At 64.7% G+C, this 17,244-nt stretch carries 16 protein-coding genes; 11 read left to right on the top strand and 5 right to left on the bottom strand.

The window, feature by feature from the left end:
• Positions 1-38 precede the first annotated feature (38 nt).
• Both BIO17B3_RS09150 and BIO17B3_RS09155 read left to right on the top strand, forming a co-directional pair.
• A complete protein-coding gene (locus tag BIO17B3_RS09150; RefSeq protein ID WP_156055259.1) occupies positions 39-2,612 on the top strand; it encodes a circularly permuted type 2 ATP-grasp protein in 2,574 nt (857 codons plus the stop codon).
• Positions 2,613-2,623: 11 nt separating this feature from the next.
• Positions 2,624-3,541, top strand: coding sequence for a transglutaminase family protein (locus BIO17B3_RS09155; RefSeq protein WP_156053806.1), 918 nt, complete (start codon positions 2,624-2,626; stop codon positions 3,539-3,541).
• Positions 3,542-3,553: 12 nt separating this feature from the next.
• Here the strand turns inward: BIO17B3_RS09155 and BIO17B3_RS09160 are convergent, their stop codons facing one another.
• Positions 3,554-4,135: a hypothetical protein gene (locus BIO17B3_RS09160; RefSeq protein ID WP_156053807.1), complete on the bottom strand. Its 582-nt coding sequence runs from the start codon at positions 4,133-4,135 to the stop codon at positions 3,554-3,556.
• A 97-nt stretch (positions 4,136-4,232) separates the two neighbouring features.
• Positions 4,233-5,297, bottom strand: a complete 1,065-nt coding sequence (locus BIO17B3_RS09165) for a homocysteine S-methyltransferase family protein (RefSeq protein WP_156053808.1) — start codon at positions 5,295-5,297, stop codon at positions 4,233-4,235.
• A gap of 188 nt (positions 5,298-5,485) precedes the next feature.
• Here BIO17B3_RS09165 and BIO17B3_RS09170 point away from each other — a divergent pair, with 188 nt between their 5' ends.
• The 4 genes from BIO17B3_RS09170 to BIO17B3_RS09185 all read left to right on the top strand — a co-directional run bounded on the left by BIO17B3_RS09170 (position 5,486) and on the right by BIO17B3_RS09185 (position 8,170).
• Positions 5,486-5,899: a transcriptional regulator algP gene (locus BIO17B3_RS09170; RefSeq protein ID WP_156053809.1), complete on the top strand. Its 414-nt coding sequence runs from the start codon at positions 5,486-5,488 to the stop codon at positions 5,897-5,899.
• Positions 5,900-5,984: 85 nt separating this feature from the next.
• Positions 5,985-7,073 (top strand): transporter, encoded by a 1,089-nt coding sequence (locus BIO17B3_RS09175; protein ID WP_156053810.1) that lies wholly within the window; start codon positions 5,985-5,987, stop codon positions 7,071-7,073.
• A 45-nt stretch (positions 7,074-7,118) separates the two neighbouring features.
• Positions 7,119-7,631 carry a copper chaperone PCu(A)C gene (locus tag BIO17B3_RS09180; RefSeq protein WP_013124551.1) on the top strand — a complete coding sequence of 171 codons (513 nt, stop codon included), beginning with the start codon at positions 7,119-7,121 and terminating at the stop codon, positions 7,629-7,631.
• A gap of 11 nt (positions 7,632-7,642) precedes the next feature.
• The gene (locus tag BIO17B3_RS09185) at positions 7,643-8,170 is read left to right on the top strand and encodes a TlpA disulfide reductase family protein (protein ID WP_156053811.1); all 528 of its coding nucleotides are present in this window, start codon (positions 7,643-7,645) and stop codon (positions 8,168-8,170) included.
• A 35-nt stretch (positions 8,171-8,205) separates the two neighbouring features.
• On the opposite strand, the gene BIO17B3_RS09190 is transcribed toward BIO17B3_RS09185, so the two are convergent.
• A complete protein-coding gene (locus BIO17B3_RS09190) occupies positions 8,206-10,101 on the bottom strand; it encodes a potassium transporter Kup (RefSeq protein WP_172979049.1) in 1,896 nt (631 codons plus the stop codon).
• Between the two features lie 202 nt (positions 10,102-10,303).
• Between BIO17B3_RS09190 and hemN the strand changes: the two genes are divergently transcribed.
• The 3 genes from hemN to BIO17B3_RS09205 all read left to right on the top strand — a co-directional run bounded on the left by hemN (position 10,304) and on the right by BIO17B3_RS09205 (position 13,489).
• Positions 10,304-11,704, top strand: coding sequence for an oxygen-independent coproporphyrinogen III oxidase (hemN, locus tag BIO17B3_RS09195; RefSeq protein WP_232054237.1), 1,401 nt, complete (start codon positions 10,304-10,306; stop codon positions 11,702-11,704).
• Positions 11,705-11,859: 155 nt separating this feature from the next.
• A complete protein-coding gene (locus BIO17B3_RS09200) occupies positions 11,860-12,483 on the top strand; it encodes a MarC family protein (RefSeq protein ID WP_013107573.1) in 624 nt (207 codons plus the stop codon).
• 250 nt (positions 12,484-12,733) lie between these two features.
• Positions 12,734-13,489, top strand: a complete 756-nt coding sequence (locus BIO17B3_RS09205) for a TSUP family transporter (protein WP_156053813.1) — start codon at positions 12,734-12,736, stop codon at positions 13,487-13,489.
• Positions 13,490-13,573: 84 nt separating this feature from the next.
• On the opposite strand, the gene BIO17B3_RS09210 is transcribed toward BIO17B3_RS09205, so the two are convergent.
• Both BIO17B3_RS09210 and BIO17B3_RS09215 read right to left on the bottom strand, forming a co-directional pair.
• Positions 13,574-13,765 (bottom strand): DUF2892 domain-containing protein, encoded by a 192-nt coding sequence (locus BIO17B3_RS09210; RefSeq protein ID WP_013107575.1) that lies wholly within the window; start codon positions 13,763-13,765, stop codon positions 13,574-13,576.
• 78 nt (positions 13,766-13,843) lie between these two features.
• Positions 13,844-14,515: a Crp/Fnr family transcriptional regulator gene (locus tag BIO17B3_RS09215; RefSeq protein WP_156053814.1), complete on the bottom strand. Its 672-nt coding sequence runs from the start codon at positions 14,513-14,515 to the stop codon at positions 13,844-13,846.
• 121 nt (positions 14,516-14,636) lie between these two features.
• Here BIO17B3_RS09215 and mnmG point away from each other — a divergent pair, with 121 nt between their 5' ends.
• Both mnmG and rsmG read left to right on the top strand, forming a co-directional pair.
• Positions 14,637-16,571 (top strand): tRNA uridine-5-carboxymethylaminomethyl(34) synthesis enzyme MnmG, encoded by a 1,935-nt coding sequence (gene mnmG, locus BIO17B3_RS09220; RefSeq protein WP_156053815.1) that lies wholly within the window; start codon positions 14,637-14,639, stop codon positions 16,569-16,571.
• Complete coding sequence (gene rsmG, locus BIO17B3_RS09225) at positions 16,568-17,242, top strand: 16S rRNA (guanine(527)-N(7))-methyltransferase RsmG (RefSeq protein WP_156053816.1); 675 nt, start codon at positions 16,568-16,570, stop codon at positions 17,240-17,242. The genes mnmG and rsmG overlap by 4 nt, the downstream gene beginning before the upstream one ends.
• Positions 17,243-17,244 lie beyond the last annotated feature (2 nt).

The raw sequence follows: 17,244 nt of genomic DNA on the forward strand, positions 1-17,244 counted from the left end.
GCCGCTGTCTGGGCGTCCCCTGCATGCCACAATGCCGTATGGTCAGCCTGTTCCAATCTCAATCTCAAGGCGCGTTCGGTCCGGGTGAAGATTGCGCCGCGCTCGCCCGTGACCTGGCCTCCCCCGTCATCCCCGGCCACTGGGACGAATTGCGCGGCCGCGTCTCCGATGGCGGGACGGGTGCGCCGCTGGCCCCGCTCTGGGACCAATTTTTTCGCCTGCTCGGCTCCGGCGGCTTCGACAGCCTGAGCGCCCGGCAGCAGCAGTTGCTGCAGCAGATTCACGACGACGGCGTGACCTACAACGTCCACGCCGACGCCGCGCAAGCCGTGCGCGCCTGGTCGGTCGATCTGTTCCCTCTGCTGGTCGACGCCGCCTCGTGGAAGCAGATTTCCGCCGGCGTCGCCCAACGCGCCGCGCTGCTCAACACCATCCTTGCCGACCTCTACACAGGCCCGCAGCGCACCCTCAAGGAAGGGCTGCTGCCACCGGCGCTGGTGCAGGGGCATCCCGGCTATTTGCGTGCCCTGCACGGCCACGCACCGCCGGGCAATATCTGGCTGCACATCGCCGCCTTCGACCTGGCGCGCGGGCCCGACGGCGTGTGGCGCGTGGTCAATCAGCGGGTGCAGGCGCCCTCGGGCCTTGGCTATTTGCTGGAAAACCGCCTCCTCATCTCCCGCCTGTTCCCGGACGCGTTCAGCCAGCTCAAGGTGCAGCGCCTGGCCGCCAGCTACCGGTTGCTGATGGATATGCTGCTGCGGCTCTCGCCCGGCGGCGTGGGCAGCCGCGTGGTGTTGCTCACCCCCGGCCCGTATAGCGAAACCTATTTCGAGCAGGTCTATTTGGCGCGTTACCTGGGCATCACCCTGGCCGAAGGCAGCGACCTCACGGTGCGCGAAGACCGGCTCTACCTCAAGACCCTGCGCGGCCTGGAGCCGGTGCATGTGGTGCTGCGCCATCTCGACGACAGCTTCTGCGATCCGCTCGAACTGCGTCCCGATTCCATGCTGGGCGTGGCCGGGCTGCTGCAGGCGGTGCGTGCGGGCAACGTGCTCGTGGCCAACGCGCTCGGTGCCGGTTTTCTGGAGTCGCCTGCGGTGGAGGGTTTTCTGCCCAAGCTGTGCGAAACCCTGTTGGGCGAGCCACTCCAGCTGCCCTCGCTGCCCACCTGGTGGTGCGGCGAGCCCGGCGTGTGCGACGCGCCGATGGACGATCTGCGCGCCTGGGTGATCAAACCGGTGCACCCGGATTGCGGCTTCGAGCCCACGGTGATGGCCAGCCTCGATTACGGCCAGCTGCCCGCCTGGCGCGAACGGGTGCAGTCCAACCCGGCACTGGTCACCCTGCAGCAATATCAACCCCTGCCGCATGTGCCGGTGTGGAGCAATGAGCGGCTGGCCGCCCGCGCCGCGATGCTGCGGGTCTACGCCATTTCCGACGGCCAGGGTGGCTGGCGGGTGCTGCCCGGCGGGCTGGTGCGCACCGCGCCGCGCGGGGGCAACACCGTGTCGATGCAGCGCGGCGGCAGCAGCCAGGACGCCTGGATCATCACCGGCGACGCGGTGGACAGCTCCACCCTGCTGCCCGAGCCGATGCGCCCGCAAGATCTGATCGACCATCACCGCGTGGTCACCAGCCGGGCGGCCGAAAACCTCTACTGGCTCGGACGCTACTGTGAGCGCGCCGAATTCAGCGCTCGGCTGGCGCGCATCACCCTGCGCGCGCTGTCGGGCGACGACGATCTGGGCCCGGCCGTCTGCGACATGCTCGACCAATGGTGTCGCAGCAACGGCCTGGTCGAGAAGGAAGCGCCCGATCTTCGCGACAACCCGCAGGGCTTCGAGCACTGCGTGGTGCGCGGTCTCGTGCCGGGGCAGCACGCCGGCGGCATCGTGCAGAACCTACAGGCGCTGGGCCACGCGGCCACTCAAGTGCGCGAACGTCTGGGCGGCGACCACCGGCAATGGATCGCCTCGGCCACCGCACTGGAGCTTTTGCCCACGGCCTCGCGGCGGGAAGAATTGCAGTCGGCCCAGGCCTTGCGCGGGCTGGAGCAGCTCACCGAAGTGCTCAGCGCCATCACCGGCGCGCAAACCGACCGCATGACCCGCGACGACGGCTGGCGCCTGCTGAGTATCGGCCGCCACATCGAACGCCTCTTGCTGCTGGGGCAAGCGCTGGCCGTAGCCTTCCGCAGCGGCGCGGTGCACAGCGACAGCGGCTTCAACCTGCTGCTGGCGCTGTTCGACAGCACCATCACCTACCGCGCGCTATACCAGAAGCGGCTGGAAGTTCCGCCCCTGCTCGACCTGCTCATGCTCGACCGCGAAAACCCCCGCGCCCTGGGCTGGGTGGCGCAGACCCTGCGCGCCCGCATGGCCAGACTGCCCGGCGAGGCCGCCGACAAAGAAGCCCTGATCGCCCTCGCGCCCGACCCCGATGACTGGCATCTGCCCGAACTCTGCACCCACACGCAAGAATTGCATTACATGGGGCTGGATCTCGCCCTGACGCAGAGCATGGATCTCGCCTGGCGCCTGTCGGACGAGATCAGCCGCCGCTATTTCGCCCACGCCAGCCTGCCTGACCGCACGCTGGGCGGGTATTGAAAGCCGCACGCATGACCCAAGTCGCTTCTACCGCGCAGGCTGACGCCGTGCTCTACCGCGTGGTGCACGAAACCGCCTACGCCTACGCCACCCCGGTCGAGCTGGCCCACCATCTGGCGCACCTCTGCCCGCTCGATCACGCCGCGCAGAAACGCATCGACTACGTCTGCGACATTCACCCCGAGCCCGAACATCGGCACAGCGATGTCGATGTGTTCGGCAACCAGCGTGAGTTCTTCGCCTACTACAGCCCGCATGACACGCTGACCGTGCGCGCCGTCAGCCTGGTGCAAGTGCGCGCGCCCGAGGCGCCCGACTGGGACGCCAGTCCGCCGTGGGAACAGGTGCGCGAACAACTGCTCTACCGCGTCGGCAAGCCCTATGTCGCCGAGGCCGAGTTCACCTTCGGCACCCATTTCGCCCCCCTGTTTGCCGCCGCAGCCGCCTACGCCGCCCCCAGCTTTGCGCCCGAGCAACCGTTGCTCGGCGGCGCCCTCGACCTGATGCAGCGCATCCACGCCAACTTCACCTACAACCCCGAGAGCACCGAAGTGCAGACCCGCGCCCCGCAGGCGCTCGAACTGCGCGCCGGCGTCTGCCAAGACTATGCGCACGTCATGATTTCCGCCTTGCGCAGCCTCGGGCTGGCCGCGCGCTACATCAGCGGCTACCTGCGCTCGCATCCCAAGCCCGGCGAAGAACAACTCGTCGGCGCCGATGCCTCGCACGCCTGGGTGGCCGTGTGGTGCCCGGTCAACGGCTGGGTGGAGTTCGACCCCACCAACAACCGCCAGCCCGCCGCCGACTATGTCCGCATCGCCCTGGGCCGCGACTTCGCCGACGTCTCTCCCCTGCGTGGCGTCATCCGCGGCGGCGGCGATCACACCCTTAAAGTCGGGGTGCGCGTCAGCCCGGCAGACCCGCGCTGACCTTGCCCCGCCTTATGCGCGCAGCCGATTGAGCGACTGCAGCTCGTAGATCAACCTCGTGCGCACGCCATTGATCGACAGCGTGTCCTCGATGCCCTTGACCGCGCGCCCTGCTGCCGGCGCGTACCAGTAGTGCGTCATCACCGTGGCCTGCGCGGCGGTGTAGTGCCCTTGCAGGCGAATGGCGTGAAAAGTGCCCGCGGGCACGGTGATGGTCTGCTCGGCCTCCACGCTCACACTCACGCCCAGCCGGGTGTGCAGTTCCCAATCGGGCTGGCTCTGGGTGATGGTGTCTTTCCAGTTCTTGCCCACGCTCAGCGGAAAGTCGAACTGCGGAAACGCCGGGCTGTACTTAATCGCCTCGCCCGGCACGATTTCGCGTGAGAGCAGATCGAACTGCTTGGAATAGATGTTTTTCAGCACCGGCGCGTCGGCCTTATTGGTGCGCTGCACTTCGACATGCACCTCGCCATTCGGCCCGATCTGCGTGACGTGATTGGCCAGCACCAGACCGGCGTCACCACGCTCGATTTCTTCCTGCGTGCGGGTGACGAACACCCAGCGGTCTCCAACGCGGATATCGGGCAACTGCATCTCATGTCTCCTCTAGGGCTCGAACGGTGTTGCGATTTTGCCCGCACGCCCGGCAAGACGCTGCGCGCGGCGCAATGCCCGTCAAGGCATAGGTGAATCAGTCCGCGTCGGCATAGAACCCGGCACGGCGGCGCGCGCGCGGGGCTTCGTCTTTCACCGCCGATTGAATGGCGGCGATGTGCTCGGGCGTGGTGCCACAGCAGCCGCCGACGATATTCACCAGCCCCTCGGCGGCAAACTCGTGCAGCAGCCGCGAGGTCACTTCGGGCGTTTCATCGAAGCCGGTGTCGCTCATCGGATTGGGCAGGCCGGCATTGGGGTAGCAGGAGATGAAGGTATCAGGCGCGGCCTTGGCGAGTTCCTGCAGATAGGGCCGCATGAGGGCGGCGCCCAGTGCGCAGTTCAGCCCTATGGCCAGCGGCTGGGCGTGGCGCACGCTGGCCCAGAATGCGGTCACGGTCTGGCCGGACAGCACGCGCCCGGAGGCGTCGGTCACGGTGCCGCTGATGATGATGGGCAGACGCTCGCCGGTCTGCTCGAAGACTTCGTCAACGGCGAACAGCGCGGCCTTGGCGTTGAGGGTGTCGAAAATGGTTTCCACCAAAATGACGTCGGCGCCGCCGCGCATCAGCGCGCGGGTCTGCTGGGCATAGGCAGCGCGCAGGGTCTCGAAATCGACATTGCGCGCACCGGGATCGTTGACATCGGGGCTGATGCTCGCGGTCTTGGGCGTGGGGCCCAGAGCGCCCGCGACGAAACGCGGCTTGTCCGGGGTGCCGAACTTGTCGCAGGCCGCGCGCGCCAGCCGGGCCGAGGCTTCGTTCATCTCGTCCACCAGTTCGGCCATGCCGTAATCGTCCTGCGCCACCGTGGTCGCACCAAACGTATTGGTCTCGACCAGATCGGCGCCCGCGGCCAGATAGCCCTCGTGAATGTCGCGGATGATCTGCGGCTGCGTCAGGCTGAGCAGTTCGTTATTGCCCTTCACATCGCGCGGCCAGTCTTTGAAGCGCTCGCCACGATACTGCGCTTCGCTGAGTTTGAAGCGCTGGATCATGGTGCCCATGGCGCCATCGAGGATGACGATGCGTTGCTTGAGCAGAGCAGGCAGTTGGGCGGCGCGGGTGTAGGGCTTGGGGGCGGGTGGGTGGACGGTCTGCATCCTTGCATGGTAAAGGCTTGCAGGGTGGGTGCCTGTGGCCTGGTCTGCGCGGTGCGAAGCCTGTCTGACGGCGCCGCTGCGGGTGCTGCTGCGCCGAATCAGATTTCAGCCGCAATGTATTGCGCAAACGCAAAATCGCCAGCGACGGCGCTTGTTTGCGTAAGATGCAAAGCAGACACTCCACCGCCATGCGCTTTCTGCCGCGTCTGTTTTCCACTCTGCGCCGCGCCTCCCATCTGATCTGGGTGGTGCTCGCGGCGCTCATGCTGCAGCCGCTGGCGTTGGCGCGGCAGCCGACTGCCGTTTGGATCTCGCTGCCGTATTGCGCGAGCGCAGCCGCCGACCACGATGCGTCGGCGCGCAGCGCACAGCCCGCGCGCCACAGCCCGTCGCAGCCGCACGCGCACAGCCTGCTGGTCCTGCTCAACCCGGCAGCGGCGGTCACGGCGTCCGCCCAGGCTGCGTTGCCCGCGCCCGACACATCGGCCCTGCCCAGCAAAGCAGGTGTGGTCGCACAATGCCCTGCCTACCGGGCCGCGCCGTATGCGGCAGCGCCGCCCCACTCCCCGCAACAGCCCCGCGCTCCACCCCGGTTCTCCTGACCCGCTTTCCAAGTCGCGCCGCGCGTTTCGCCACACGCGGCGCTCGGCACGCACGCCCGCCCCTGCGGGCCTACAGGAGTCTCCGATGCTTTGCGTACATTCCCCACGGGCAAGACGCTTGCCCGCCCCCCAGTCGCGTGCCCTGCGCGCAGCCAGCCTGGCCTGCAGCGCCATGGCGCTGGCTTTTCCCTTGTCTGCGCACGCCTGCGCCACCTGCGGCTGCAGTCTGAGTACCGACGCCGCCATGGGTTATTCCGCCGCCTCGGGTTGGCGGGTCAATCTGCAGACCGACTACATCAACCAGAGCCAGCTCCGCACGGGTACGCACAGCGTGTCGGCGGCGAGCGTGGCCACGCTCAACCCCGCCGCGGGGCAGGAAGTCGAGCACGACACCATCAACCGCTACACCACCCTGGGGCTGACGTACAGCCCGAATGCCGACTGGTCGGTCAACCTGCAGATTCCCTACATCGACCGCAGCCACAGCACCTATGGCGCAGCCACGCCGGATCAGCTCACGGCAGACAACCTCAGCGGCGCCACGCTGCGCGGCCTGGGCGACGTCAAACTCATCGGCAGCTACCAGGGCCTGCTGCCCACGCACAACGTCGGGCTGCAGCTCGGCCTGAAGTTACCGACCGGCCGCTACGGCGGGCCGAACGCCGACGGCACGGGTACGGTGGGCCGCAACCCGGTTGCTTTTTCCAGCGGGCCGAGTGCCGGGCAATTGGTGGATACCAGTCTGCAGCCCGGCACGGGCAGCACCGATCTGATCGTCGGCGCCTACGCCTATCAGGCCATCAGCCAAGACTTCGACGCCTTCGTCAGCGGCCAATTTCAGGCGGCGGTGGCGCACAAACTCGACACCCCGGGCGAGGACTACCGCCCGGGCAACCTCGCCAGCCTGAGCTTTGGCCTGCGCGATGAGGCGCGCCCCGATTTTGTGCCGCAAGTGCAGGTGAATATCACGCACAAAAGCCACGACCAGGGCGCGCTGGCCGACACCGCAGATACTGCGGGCACCGTGGCCTACCTCAGCCCCGGCCTATCGGCGACACTGGTCAAGGGCTGGCAAGCCTACGGCTTTGTGCAACTGCCGGTATACAGCCGCCTCGACGGCTATCAGCTCTTCCCGCACTGGACGGCCAGCCTGGGAATCAGTACCGCGTTTTAATCTCTGCTTATCTCTGCTTTCTTTCACTCGCAAACGGAGTTCACCATGCGTTCTAACGCTTTTTTCTCTCGCACCGCCCGGCGCGGCTTGGCCGCGGGCGCGCTCAGCCTGGGGCTGCTCGGCTCGGCCTTCGCCGCGGGCATCCAAGTGACCGATGCCTGGATCCGCTGGCTTCCGGCCAACCTGCCCGCAGGCGGCTATGCCAAGGTCACCAACGATACCGACAAGGAGATCAAGCTCGTCGGCGCCTCCAGCCCGAAATACGGCATGGTCATGCTGCACCAGACGGTCAACAAGAACGGCATGTCGAATATGGTGCACGTCGATGCCATCGCCATCGCCCCGCACAAAAGCATGGCGTTCACCCCGGGCGACTATCACATCATGCTGATGCAGCCCAAGCCGGGGATCGAGCCGGGGCAGAAGGTGCCGGTCACGCTCAAGTTCTCGGACGGCCAGACGGTCACCGCCGAATTCGAGGTGCGCAAGCCCACCGCCTCGGGCCCGGGGGACATGAAGGGCATGGACATGGATCACATGCACGGCATGCAGCACTGAGCCGTCAGACGATGACCGCATGGTCCCGGCGCGCCCTGCTGCAACGCGGCGCCTACCTTGGCCTGAGCCTGCTCGGCATGGGCTCGCGGACGGCCCGGGCGGCTGGCCTGCACGTCGGCCAGCCCGCACCGGTCGCGGTGCTGCAGACCCTGGACGGGCAGACGATCTCTACCGCGGCGCTGCGCGGCGAGGTCGTCATCCTCACTTTCTGGGCGACCTGGTGCGACCCCTGCCGAGCAGAGCTGCCCGTGCTGTCGCGCTATGCCGCAGACCACGCCGCGCAGGGCTTGCGGGTGCTGGGCTTCTGCCTGGACGGGCCCGAGCGGCTGGCGCAGGTGCGCGCCGTCGCTGCCACGCTGTCTTTCCCCGTCGGCTTGCTGCCCAGCCCGTGGATGCCCGGCTACGGCCGCATTTGGCGGATTCCCGTGAGCTTTGTCATCGACCGCGACGGCCGTCTGGCCGATAACGGCTGGAACGATCCGCACCCGGCGTGGACGCAAGAGCGGCTGCAGCAAGTCGTCGGTCCGCTGCTGGTTTGAGTGTCCCTAGATTTGCCGCGCGGAGACAGCCTGGCTCAGATCTCGACCTGCGTGCCCAGCTCCACCACACGGTTGGGCGGAATGCGGAAGTAGTCCGACGCATCCTGCGCGTTGCGGCTCATCCATGAGAACAGCACTTCGCGCCACAACGCCATGCCGGGCAGCTTGGACGGGATGATGGTCTGCCGCGCCAGGAAGAAGGAGGTTTCCATCAACTGGAATTCCAGGCCGTAGAGCCGTTCGCATTCCTTGAGCAGGCGCTGAATGTCGGGCTCGTCCTGGAAGCCCAGCTCGACGTGCAGCAGGTAGATGCCCTCGTCCATTGGCGTGAGCTTGAGCCCCTGTTCGGCGCTCACATGCGGCACATCCATGGTCTGCGCCGAAAGAAAAATCACCCGCTCGTGCAGCACCTTGTTGTGCTTGAGGTTGTGCAGCAGCGCGTGCGGCACGGTGGTCGCGCTGGGGGTGAGGTAGATGGCCGTGCCTTCCACCCGGGTGGGCGGATAGGTGGACAGGCTGGCGACGAAATCTTGCAGGTTCAGCGCGTGCTCTTCGAGCTGGCGACGCAGCAGAGTGCGGCCGCGCTTCCAGGTGGCCAGCAGGGTGTAGACCACGGCGCCGAACAGCAGCGGGAACCATCCACCGTGATCGATCTTCAGCGCGTTGGACGACAGAAAGGCCAGATCGATCAGCGCGAACAGCCCGAACACCGCATTGGCCCGCGCGGCGCTCCAACCCCAGCGGTGCTGCGCGATCATCCAGCAGAACGCGGTGGTGACGATCATGGTGATGTTCACCGCGATACCGTAGGCCGCCGCGAGGTTTTCCGCCGTTTTGAAACTCAGCACCAGCAGGATGACAAAGATGAGCAACAGCCAGTTGATGAAGGGCACGTAGATCTGACCCTGATTGCTCTCATTGGTGAACAACACCCGCATGCGCGGCAGATACCCCAGCTTGATCGCCTGCGTGGTGATGGAGTAAGCGCCGGTGATGACCGCCTGCGAGGCGATGATGGTGGCGGCAGTCGCCAATGCCAACAAGGGCCACAGCGCCCAGGACGGCGCCAGATAGAAAAAGGGATTCTTGGTGGCTTCAGGGTGCGCCAGCACCAACGCGCCCTGGCCGAAGTAGTTAAGCACCAGCCCGGGCATCACCAGACTGATCCAAGCGAGCTGAATCGGCTTGCGGCCGAAATGCCCCATGTCGGCATACAGCGCCTCACCGCCGGTGAGCACCAGAAACACCGCGCCCAGCAAAATGAGCGCCACACCGGGTTCGCGCACGAACAGCTCCGCACCGTAATACGGGTTGATCGCCAGCAGCACCGCGGGGTTTTGCACGATCTGCGCCAGTCCTAGCACGCCAATGGCGGTGAACCACAACAGCATGATGGGGCCGAAAAAGCGCCCGACCAGCGCGGTGCCGTGCTTTTGCACCACGAACAGCCCCACCAGAATGCCCGCGGTGATGGGCACGATCCAGTCATTGAAAATCGGCGTGGCCACACTTAGGCCCTCCATCGCCGAGAGCACCGAAATCGCCGGGGTGATGACGCTGTCGCCATAAAACATCGACGCACCCACCAGCCCGAGGGTGATGGCAACCGTCCGCCCGCGCGTGCCTTTGGCATAGCGGCGCATGACCAGCGCCATCAACGCCAGAATGCCGCCCTCGCCATCGTTGTCGGCGCGAAGCACCAGCAGCACATACTTCACCAGCACGATCAGGGTGAGCGCCCAGAAGATCAGCGACAGCACGCCCAGAATGTTGTCCGGGCTATAGGGCACGCCGTGATCGGGGCTGAAAGCCGTCTGGAAGGCGTATAGCGGGCTGGTGCCGATGTCGCCGTACACCACGCCCAGGGCGCCGAGGCTGAGGGCCGCCATACCAGATTTGTGTTCGGTCGCGGAATGCGTTTCTGTCTGCATGGGAATTGCGCGAGGCCAGGCCCGCGACGCCGGAAGATGCGCGTCGCAGGATAGTTCATTCCTCCCTTGTTTCCACGCGCGGCGCCCCAGCCTGGCCTGCAACTGTTGGTTTTGCGTCGCAGCAATTGTGCCGCTGCCTCGCCAACCGTTGCGTCAGATCAAAACCTTCCTACTGGCTTTGCGCAAACATTCAATCATTATGATGAATCAATCTCTCGACTTCCAGCCCGAGCTGCTGCAGCGTTTCGACATCTCCGGCCCGCGTTACACCTCCTACCCTACCGCCGACCGCATGCACTCCGGTTTCGGCGCGCGCGACTACGCCGAGGAATTGCGACGCCGCGCCCAGCGTCCCGACGAGCCGGTGTCGCTGTATTTCCATGTGCCGTTCTGTGAGACCCTGTGCTACTACTGCGGCTGCAACAAGATTCCCACCAAGAATCACGGCCGCTCCGCGCCCTATCTCGACAGCGTGGAACAGGAGTTGAGGCTGATCGCCGGCCTCTTGCAGGCCCGTCTGCCCGTCACCCAACTGCACTGGGGCGGCGGCACGCCCACCTTTCTGAATGACGAGGAAGCCGCGCGGCTGATGGCCATGACGCGCGAACATTTCGACCTGCAGCCCGGCGGCGAATTCTCCATCGAGATCGACCCGCGCAAGGTGAATGAGGCGCGCGTGGCGCATCTCGCCCGGCTCGGCTTCAACCGCATGAGCGTGGGCGTGCAGGATTTCGCACCGGAGGTACAGCAGGCGGTCAATCGCATCCAGAGCGTGGAAGAAACCCGGCTGGTGATCGACGCTGCCCGCGCCAACGGTTTTGGCTCCATCAGCCTCGACCTGATCTACGGCCTGCCCTTGCAGAACCTCGATTCGTTCGCCCGCACCCTCGATCAGGTGATCGAGATCTCGCCCGACCGGCTCTCGCTCTACAGCTACGCGCATCTGCCGCACATTTTCAAGCCGCAGCGCCGCATCAACGCCGAAGACCTGCCTACGGCCGAGGTCAAGCTCGGCCTGCTGGGTCTGGCCATCCGTCGGCTGGAAGAAGCGGGTTATGTCTACATCGGCATGGATCACTTCGCCAAGCCGGGCGACGAGCTCGCCCGCGCCCAGCGCGAGGGCAAGCTGCACCGCAATTTCCAGGGCTACTCCACGCAGGCCGAACTCGATCTGCTGGCCTTTGGCGTGTCCAGCATTTCCAACGTCGGCAATTGCTATGCGCAGAACGCCAAGACCATCGATGAATACACCGAGATGCTGGCTTTCGGCAAGCTGCCCACGGCGCGCGGGGTGCATCTCACCCCCGAAGACCACCTGCGACGCACCGCCATTCAGCGGCTGATGTGCGATTTCCAGCTCGATCTGGCCGCGCTGGCCGACGAATTCAAAGTGGACGCCGCCGCCACCTTTGCCCTCGACCTGCAGCGCCTCAAGCCGCTGGAAGATGCCGGGTTGGTCGTGCGCGAAGGCCCGCAAGGTCTGCGCGTCCAGGTCACGCCGCAAGGCCGCCTGCTGGTGCGCATCGTCGCCATGCAGTTCGATGGCTATTTGCATCAGCCGCGCGAGCAATTGTTGCAGCCCCGCTATTCGCGGGTGATCTAAACCCTGGCCTTCACGCGGCGACGAGGTGAGCGCGAGGGCGTCGATAATGGAGCCCGCGCACTCTCAAGGTAACGCCGGGCCGCCCCAAGTTTCCTTGACCCCCGCGGGGGGCAGGCCGGCGAGCCGACCCTGGAGGCACTCACAACTCCAAATCCATGAATCTGGTCAAGCCCTTGATCGCCCTGCTGGCGATCGTCAATCCGCTGGGCATCATTCCCTTTTTCATTCTGTTCACCGAGAGTTTCTCGCGGGAGCAGAAGAAGCGGACCATCCTCGTCGCTTCGATCTCGGCGTTTCTGGTCATCGCCGTCAGCACACTGATCGGCGCTGACCTGCTGCATTTTTTCGGCATTTCCATCGCGTCGTTTCAGGTCGGCGGCGGCATGCTGTTGCTCATCAGCGCCATCAGCATGCTCAACGCTAAAACCGGCGCCACCAAATCGACCAGTGACGAGGTAGAAGAAGCCGCCGACCGCGCCAGCGTGGCGGTGGTGCCGCTCACCATCCCCCTGCTCACCGGCCCGGCCACCATCAGTACGGTGATCATCTATGCCAGCAACACGCACCACTGGTGGCAGCACGCGGTGCTGATCGGCTACGGTGTGATCATTGCCGGGGCCGCGGCGCTGTGCTTCATGGCGGCCGAACCGATTGCGCGGTTTCTGGGCAAGACCGGCATCAATGTGATGACCCGCTTGATGGGTCTGATCCTCTCGGCGCTCGCGGTGGAAATGATGAGCGACGGCCTGATCAAGCTGTTTCCTGGCCTCGGACGCTAACCTGCAAACCCCAACTCTCAGGGTTCGCCCCTAGTGCGCGCGGCAGCCAAAATTCGAACAATGTTTTGTATTGCGATTGGGCTCACCCAACGCGCCCCAACAAGAGGGATCGAGGAGACAAACGACCTGCAACCCAGGTTGTTTCACGACAACAGCGCTGCACAAGATGGCAGCGCAGCAGTACCCCGAAGCACCGTGAACACTCGTTCCGGTGCTTTTTTACGCCCCGCTCCCCACGCCCGCTCCCAATATGGAACTGATCTTGCTCGGCATTGCCGCACTCTTTGCCGGGTTTGTCGATGCCATCGTCGGCGGCGGTGGTCTGGTACTCGTACCCGCTCTGTTTGCCGCGTTTCCCAACGCGGCTCCTGCCACGCTGTTTGGCACCAACAAAGGCGGCGCCATCTGGGGCACCTCGGCGTCAATGTGGTCGTATGTGCGCCGGGTTCAGCCCCCTTGGTCCACTGTGGCGCCCGCCACCCTTGCAGCGTTTGTCGGCGCGCTTGGCGGCGCCTGGCTCATCACACAAGTCAAGTCGACTGATTTTCGGCAGGCTCTGCCTTTCATTCTGCTGGCCGTATTGCTCTACACCCTCAAGCGCAAGGATTTGGGACATCACCATGCCCCGCACCTGAGCGGCGGCGCCGAGCGGGCTCTGGCGGTTAGCGGCGGCCTGCTGATCGGTTTTTACGATGGATTTTTCGGGCCGGGCACGGGCAATTTCTTGATTTTCCTGTTTGTCCGTGGCTTTGGTTTTGATTTTCTCCATGCCTCGGCCAGCGCCAAAGTGGTCAACGTGGCCTGCAATCTTGCGGCCCTGCTGGTGTTCGCCAGTAAAGGCCACGTCATGTGGCAGTATGCCGCGCTCATCGCGGTGTGCAATATTGCGGGTAGCCTGCTGGGCACCCGGCTCGCCTTGCGCCGGGGCACGCACTTCGTGCGCGGCGTCTTTCTGCTGGTCGTCGCGGCGCTCATTCTCAAGACCGCGCACGATGCGTTTTTTTGAACAATCAGAAAAAAAGCGCCGCCTGTTGCCAGGGGGCGCTTCATCTGAAACACGGCGTTGAAGCACGGCACATGGCCGCCTGCCTTATTTTTTCATCGGGCAGGTGTTCATGCCGATGATGGAATACAGCGGGCAGAATTTGAACAGGCCCGTGACCAGCGGCACAATGCCGATCCAACCCCAGACGCCGATGGTGCCCATCAGGCTCAAGGCGATCAGAACGATGCCCACAATAATGCGCAGAATGCGATCGATACCGCCGACGTTGAATTTCATGGTCCACTCCTTGAAAAAAGAATATCGCAATTTGACACCGATTCCTGCGGACGCACAGTGACCTCGGTCACACGCGTCTTACCCCGACAGCTCCCCGGCGGCCACTTGGCGCAGCACGGCGGGCTGCAGAATGTCGATCTTCTCGCGCGACAGCCCCACCCACCCGGCGGCTTCGAAGCGCTTGAGCAGGCGCGTAACGATCTCCCGCGCCGTGCCCAGCCGGTCAGCCAGTTGCTGATGAGTGCTCTGCAGACGCGGCCCTTGGCCCAGCAGGGCTTGCGCCAGACGTTGATCCAGGCGATGAAAGGCCAGCGCATCGATCAAGGCAGTCAGGTCGGCCATGCGCGCGGCAAACTGGCCGAGAACGAACCGGCGAAAGGCCGGAGCGCATTGCAGCCAATGCTCGAACAATTCAGGACGGATCATCCACAGCGCCCCCTCGGTCTGCATTTCCGCAAAGGCCGTGAGCACCTCACCCGAAAACAGGCTGGCCGACGACACCAGGCAGATTTCACCCGGCGTCAGGCGATACATCTCCAACTGCCGCCCGGAGGGCGCCATGCGAAACACGCGTGCCTCGCCAGACAACACCAGCGGGAACCCGCCGCAGTTCGCGCCGGGCGCGAAAAGCTGCGTTCCGCGCGGCACCTGCATCACGGTTGCCCCGCCAGCCCATTCCGCCTCCAGCTCAGCGGCGGGCACAGAGGTCATCGAGGGATAAAGCTCTTGCAGTTCGCGCAGGGTTTGCATGGAATTGAGTCGAAAGATCAAAATAATGCGGTTCGTGGATATGTTTCACGTGAAACAAAGCCCGACCAAGCTGCCGCACCGGGTAAACCCGCATAAAATGATCGGGTTGAGGAGACACACAGTGGATTATCCGCGTAACTTTGATGTCGTTGTCATCGGGGGTGGGCATGCCGGCACCGAGGCGGCTCTGGCCGCTGCGCGCATGGGCTGCGCCACCTTGTTGCTGACGCACAATATCGAAACCTTGGGCCAGATGTCGTGCAATCCGTCGATAGGTGGCATCGGCAAAGGACACCTCGTCAAAGAGGTGGACGCGCTGGGTGGCGCGATGGCCGAGGCGACTGACGAAGCAGGCATCCAGTTCCGCATTCTCAACGCCAGCAAAGGCCCCGCGGTGCGCGCTACCCGGGCGCAGGCCGACCGTCAGCTCTACAAGCGCGCCATACGCGGACGGCTGGAAGACCAGCCCAATCTGTGGCTGTTCCAGCAGGCGGCCGATGATTTGCTGGTGGAATCGACCGGCCAAGGCGAGCGGGTTACAGCCGTGGTCACACAGACGGGCATCCGCTTTCGCACCCGCACCGTGGTGCTGACCGCTGGGACGTTTCTGGACGGGAAAATTCACATCGGACTCGACCAATACGCCGCCGGGCGCGCGGGCGATCCGCCCTCGCTGCGTTTGTCCGCCCGGCTGAAGGCGCTCGCACTGCCGCAGGGGCGGCTCAAGACCGGCACGCCAGCGCGCATCGACGGCCGCACCATCGACTTTTCCAAGCTCATCGAGCAGCCGGGCGACCTCAACCCGATGCCGGTTTTCAGTTTTCTCGGCTCTGCCGATCAACATCCTGCGCAGGTCGCCTGCTGGATCACCCATACCACCGAACAGACGCACGACATCATTCGCGCCGGGCTCGATCGCAGCCCGATGTTCACCGGAGTGATCGAAGGCGTGGGCCCGCGCTATTGCCCGAGCATCGAAGACAAGATTCATCGCTTCGCCGACAAGTCCTCACACCAGATTTTTCTCGAACCCGAGGGGCTGCAGACCAACGAGTTTTACCCCAATGGCATCTCCACCAGCCTGCCCTTCGATGTGCAGATTGCCATGGTGCACTCGATTCCGGGGCTGGAAAATGCCCATCTGCTGCGTCCCGGCTATGCCATCGAGTACGACTATTTCAACCCGATGGCGCTAAAAACCTCGCTGGAAACCAAGTCCATCGATGGACTGTTCTTCGCCGGGCAGATCAACGGCACCACCGGCTACGAGGAGGCCGCTGCGCAAGGGCTACTGGCGGGCATCAACGCCGCGTTGCAGGTACAGGGCCGTGATCCTTGGTGTCCGCGGCGCGATCAGGCTTATCTCGGCGTGCTGGTTGATGACCTGGTGACCAAAGGGGTGAGCGAGCCCTACCGCATGTTCACCAGCCGCGCCGAGTACCGGCTCAGTCTGCGCGAAGACAACGCCGATCTGCGCCTAACCGAGATCGGCCGCGAACTCGGCGTGGTGAACGACGCCCGCTGGGATGCGTTCTGCCGCAAACGTGACGCCATCGAGCGCGAGATTCAAAGGCTGCGCACCACCTGGGTCACGCCGCAAAGCCTTCCGCCCGAACAGGCTGAAGCGCTGCTGGGCAAATCCATCGAACGCGAATACAACCTTGCCGACTTGCTGCGTCGCCCCGAACTGCGTTACGACACCCTGGCCGCGTTCCCGCACCCCGCTTTCGCCCCGGAATTTCCGCTGGGCGAGACCGAGCGCGAGCAGGTTGAGATACACCTGAAATACGCCGGCTACATCGAACGCCAGCAAGACGAAGTCGAGCGCGCTGCGCAGCAGGAATCGTTGCGCCTGCCGGCCGATCTCGACTACCGCGAAGTGTCGGGACTGTCGATCGAAGTGCAGCAAAAGCTCAATCAAGCCCGCCCAGAGACGCTTGGCCTGGCCTCGCGCCTGTCGGGCATGACCCCCGCAGCCGTTTCCTTGCTGTTGATTCATTTGCGCAAAGGCGTCCTCAAACAGGCGCTCAAGCTGGAAAAGGATGCCCTCGCGTGAGTGCGATTACCCCCCGCACCGCTGGCGGCTTTTCCCTCGAAGATTTTTTGCACCAAACCCTGTCCGCGCTCCAACTCGACTTTACCGCGCGCCAGCGCCAGCAATTGCTCGACTACACCGCCTTGCTGCAACGCTGGAACCGGGTGTTCAACCTCACCGCAGTGCGCGATCTGGAAGGCATCGCCCAGCTGCATCTGGCCGATTGCCTGGCCGCACTACCCGCTCTGCAGCGCCTAGGCCCCCAGCGCCTGTTGGACGTCGGCTCGGGCGGTGGCCTGCCCGGCATCGTCTTTGCCATCGGCCTGCCTGAGGCGGAAGTTCATCTGATCGATACGGTGCAGAAGAAATGCGCCTTTCTGCAGCAGACCTGCGGCAGTCTGCAACTCAGGCAGGTCAACGTCCATCATGCGCGCGTCGAGGCTCTGGCCGATGCACGCGGTTTTGATTGCATTACCAGCCGCGCCTTCAGCGATCTGCCTTTGCTGATTCAGAGCACCCGACACCTGCTTGCCGACGGCGGCCAGTGGTGCGCCATGAAGGGCCAAGCGCCTCAAGATGAAATCATGGCATTGCCCGCGGATGTGGCCGCGCAGGTAGAACCCCTGCAGGTGCCTGGGCTCGATGCCCAGCGTTGCCTGGTGTGGCTGCGGCTGACGTCTGCTGACCGCTGATT

This window comes from Thiomonas sp. OC7 (assembly GCF_900634595.1).
Classification (GTDB): domain Bacteria; phylum Pseudomonadota; class Gammaproteobacteria; order Burkholderiales; family Burkholderiaceae_C; genus Thiomonas; species Thiomonas arsenitoxydans.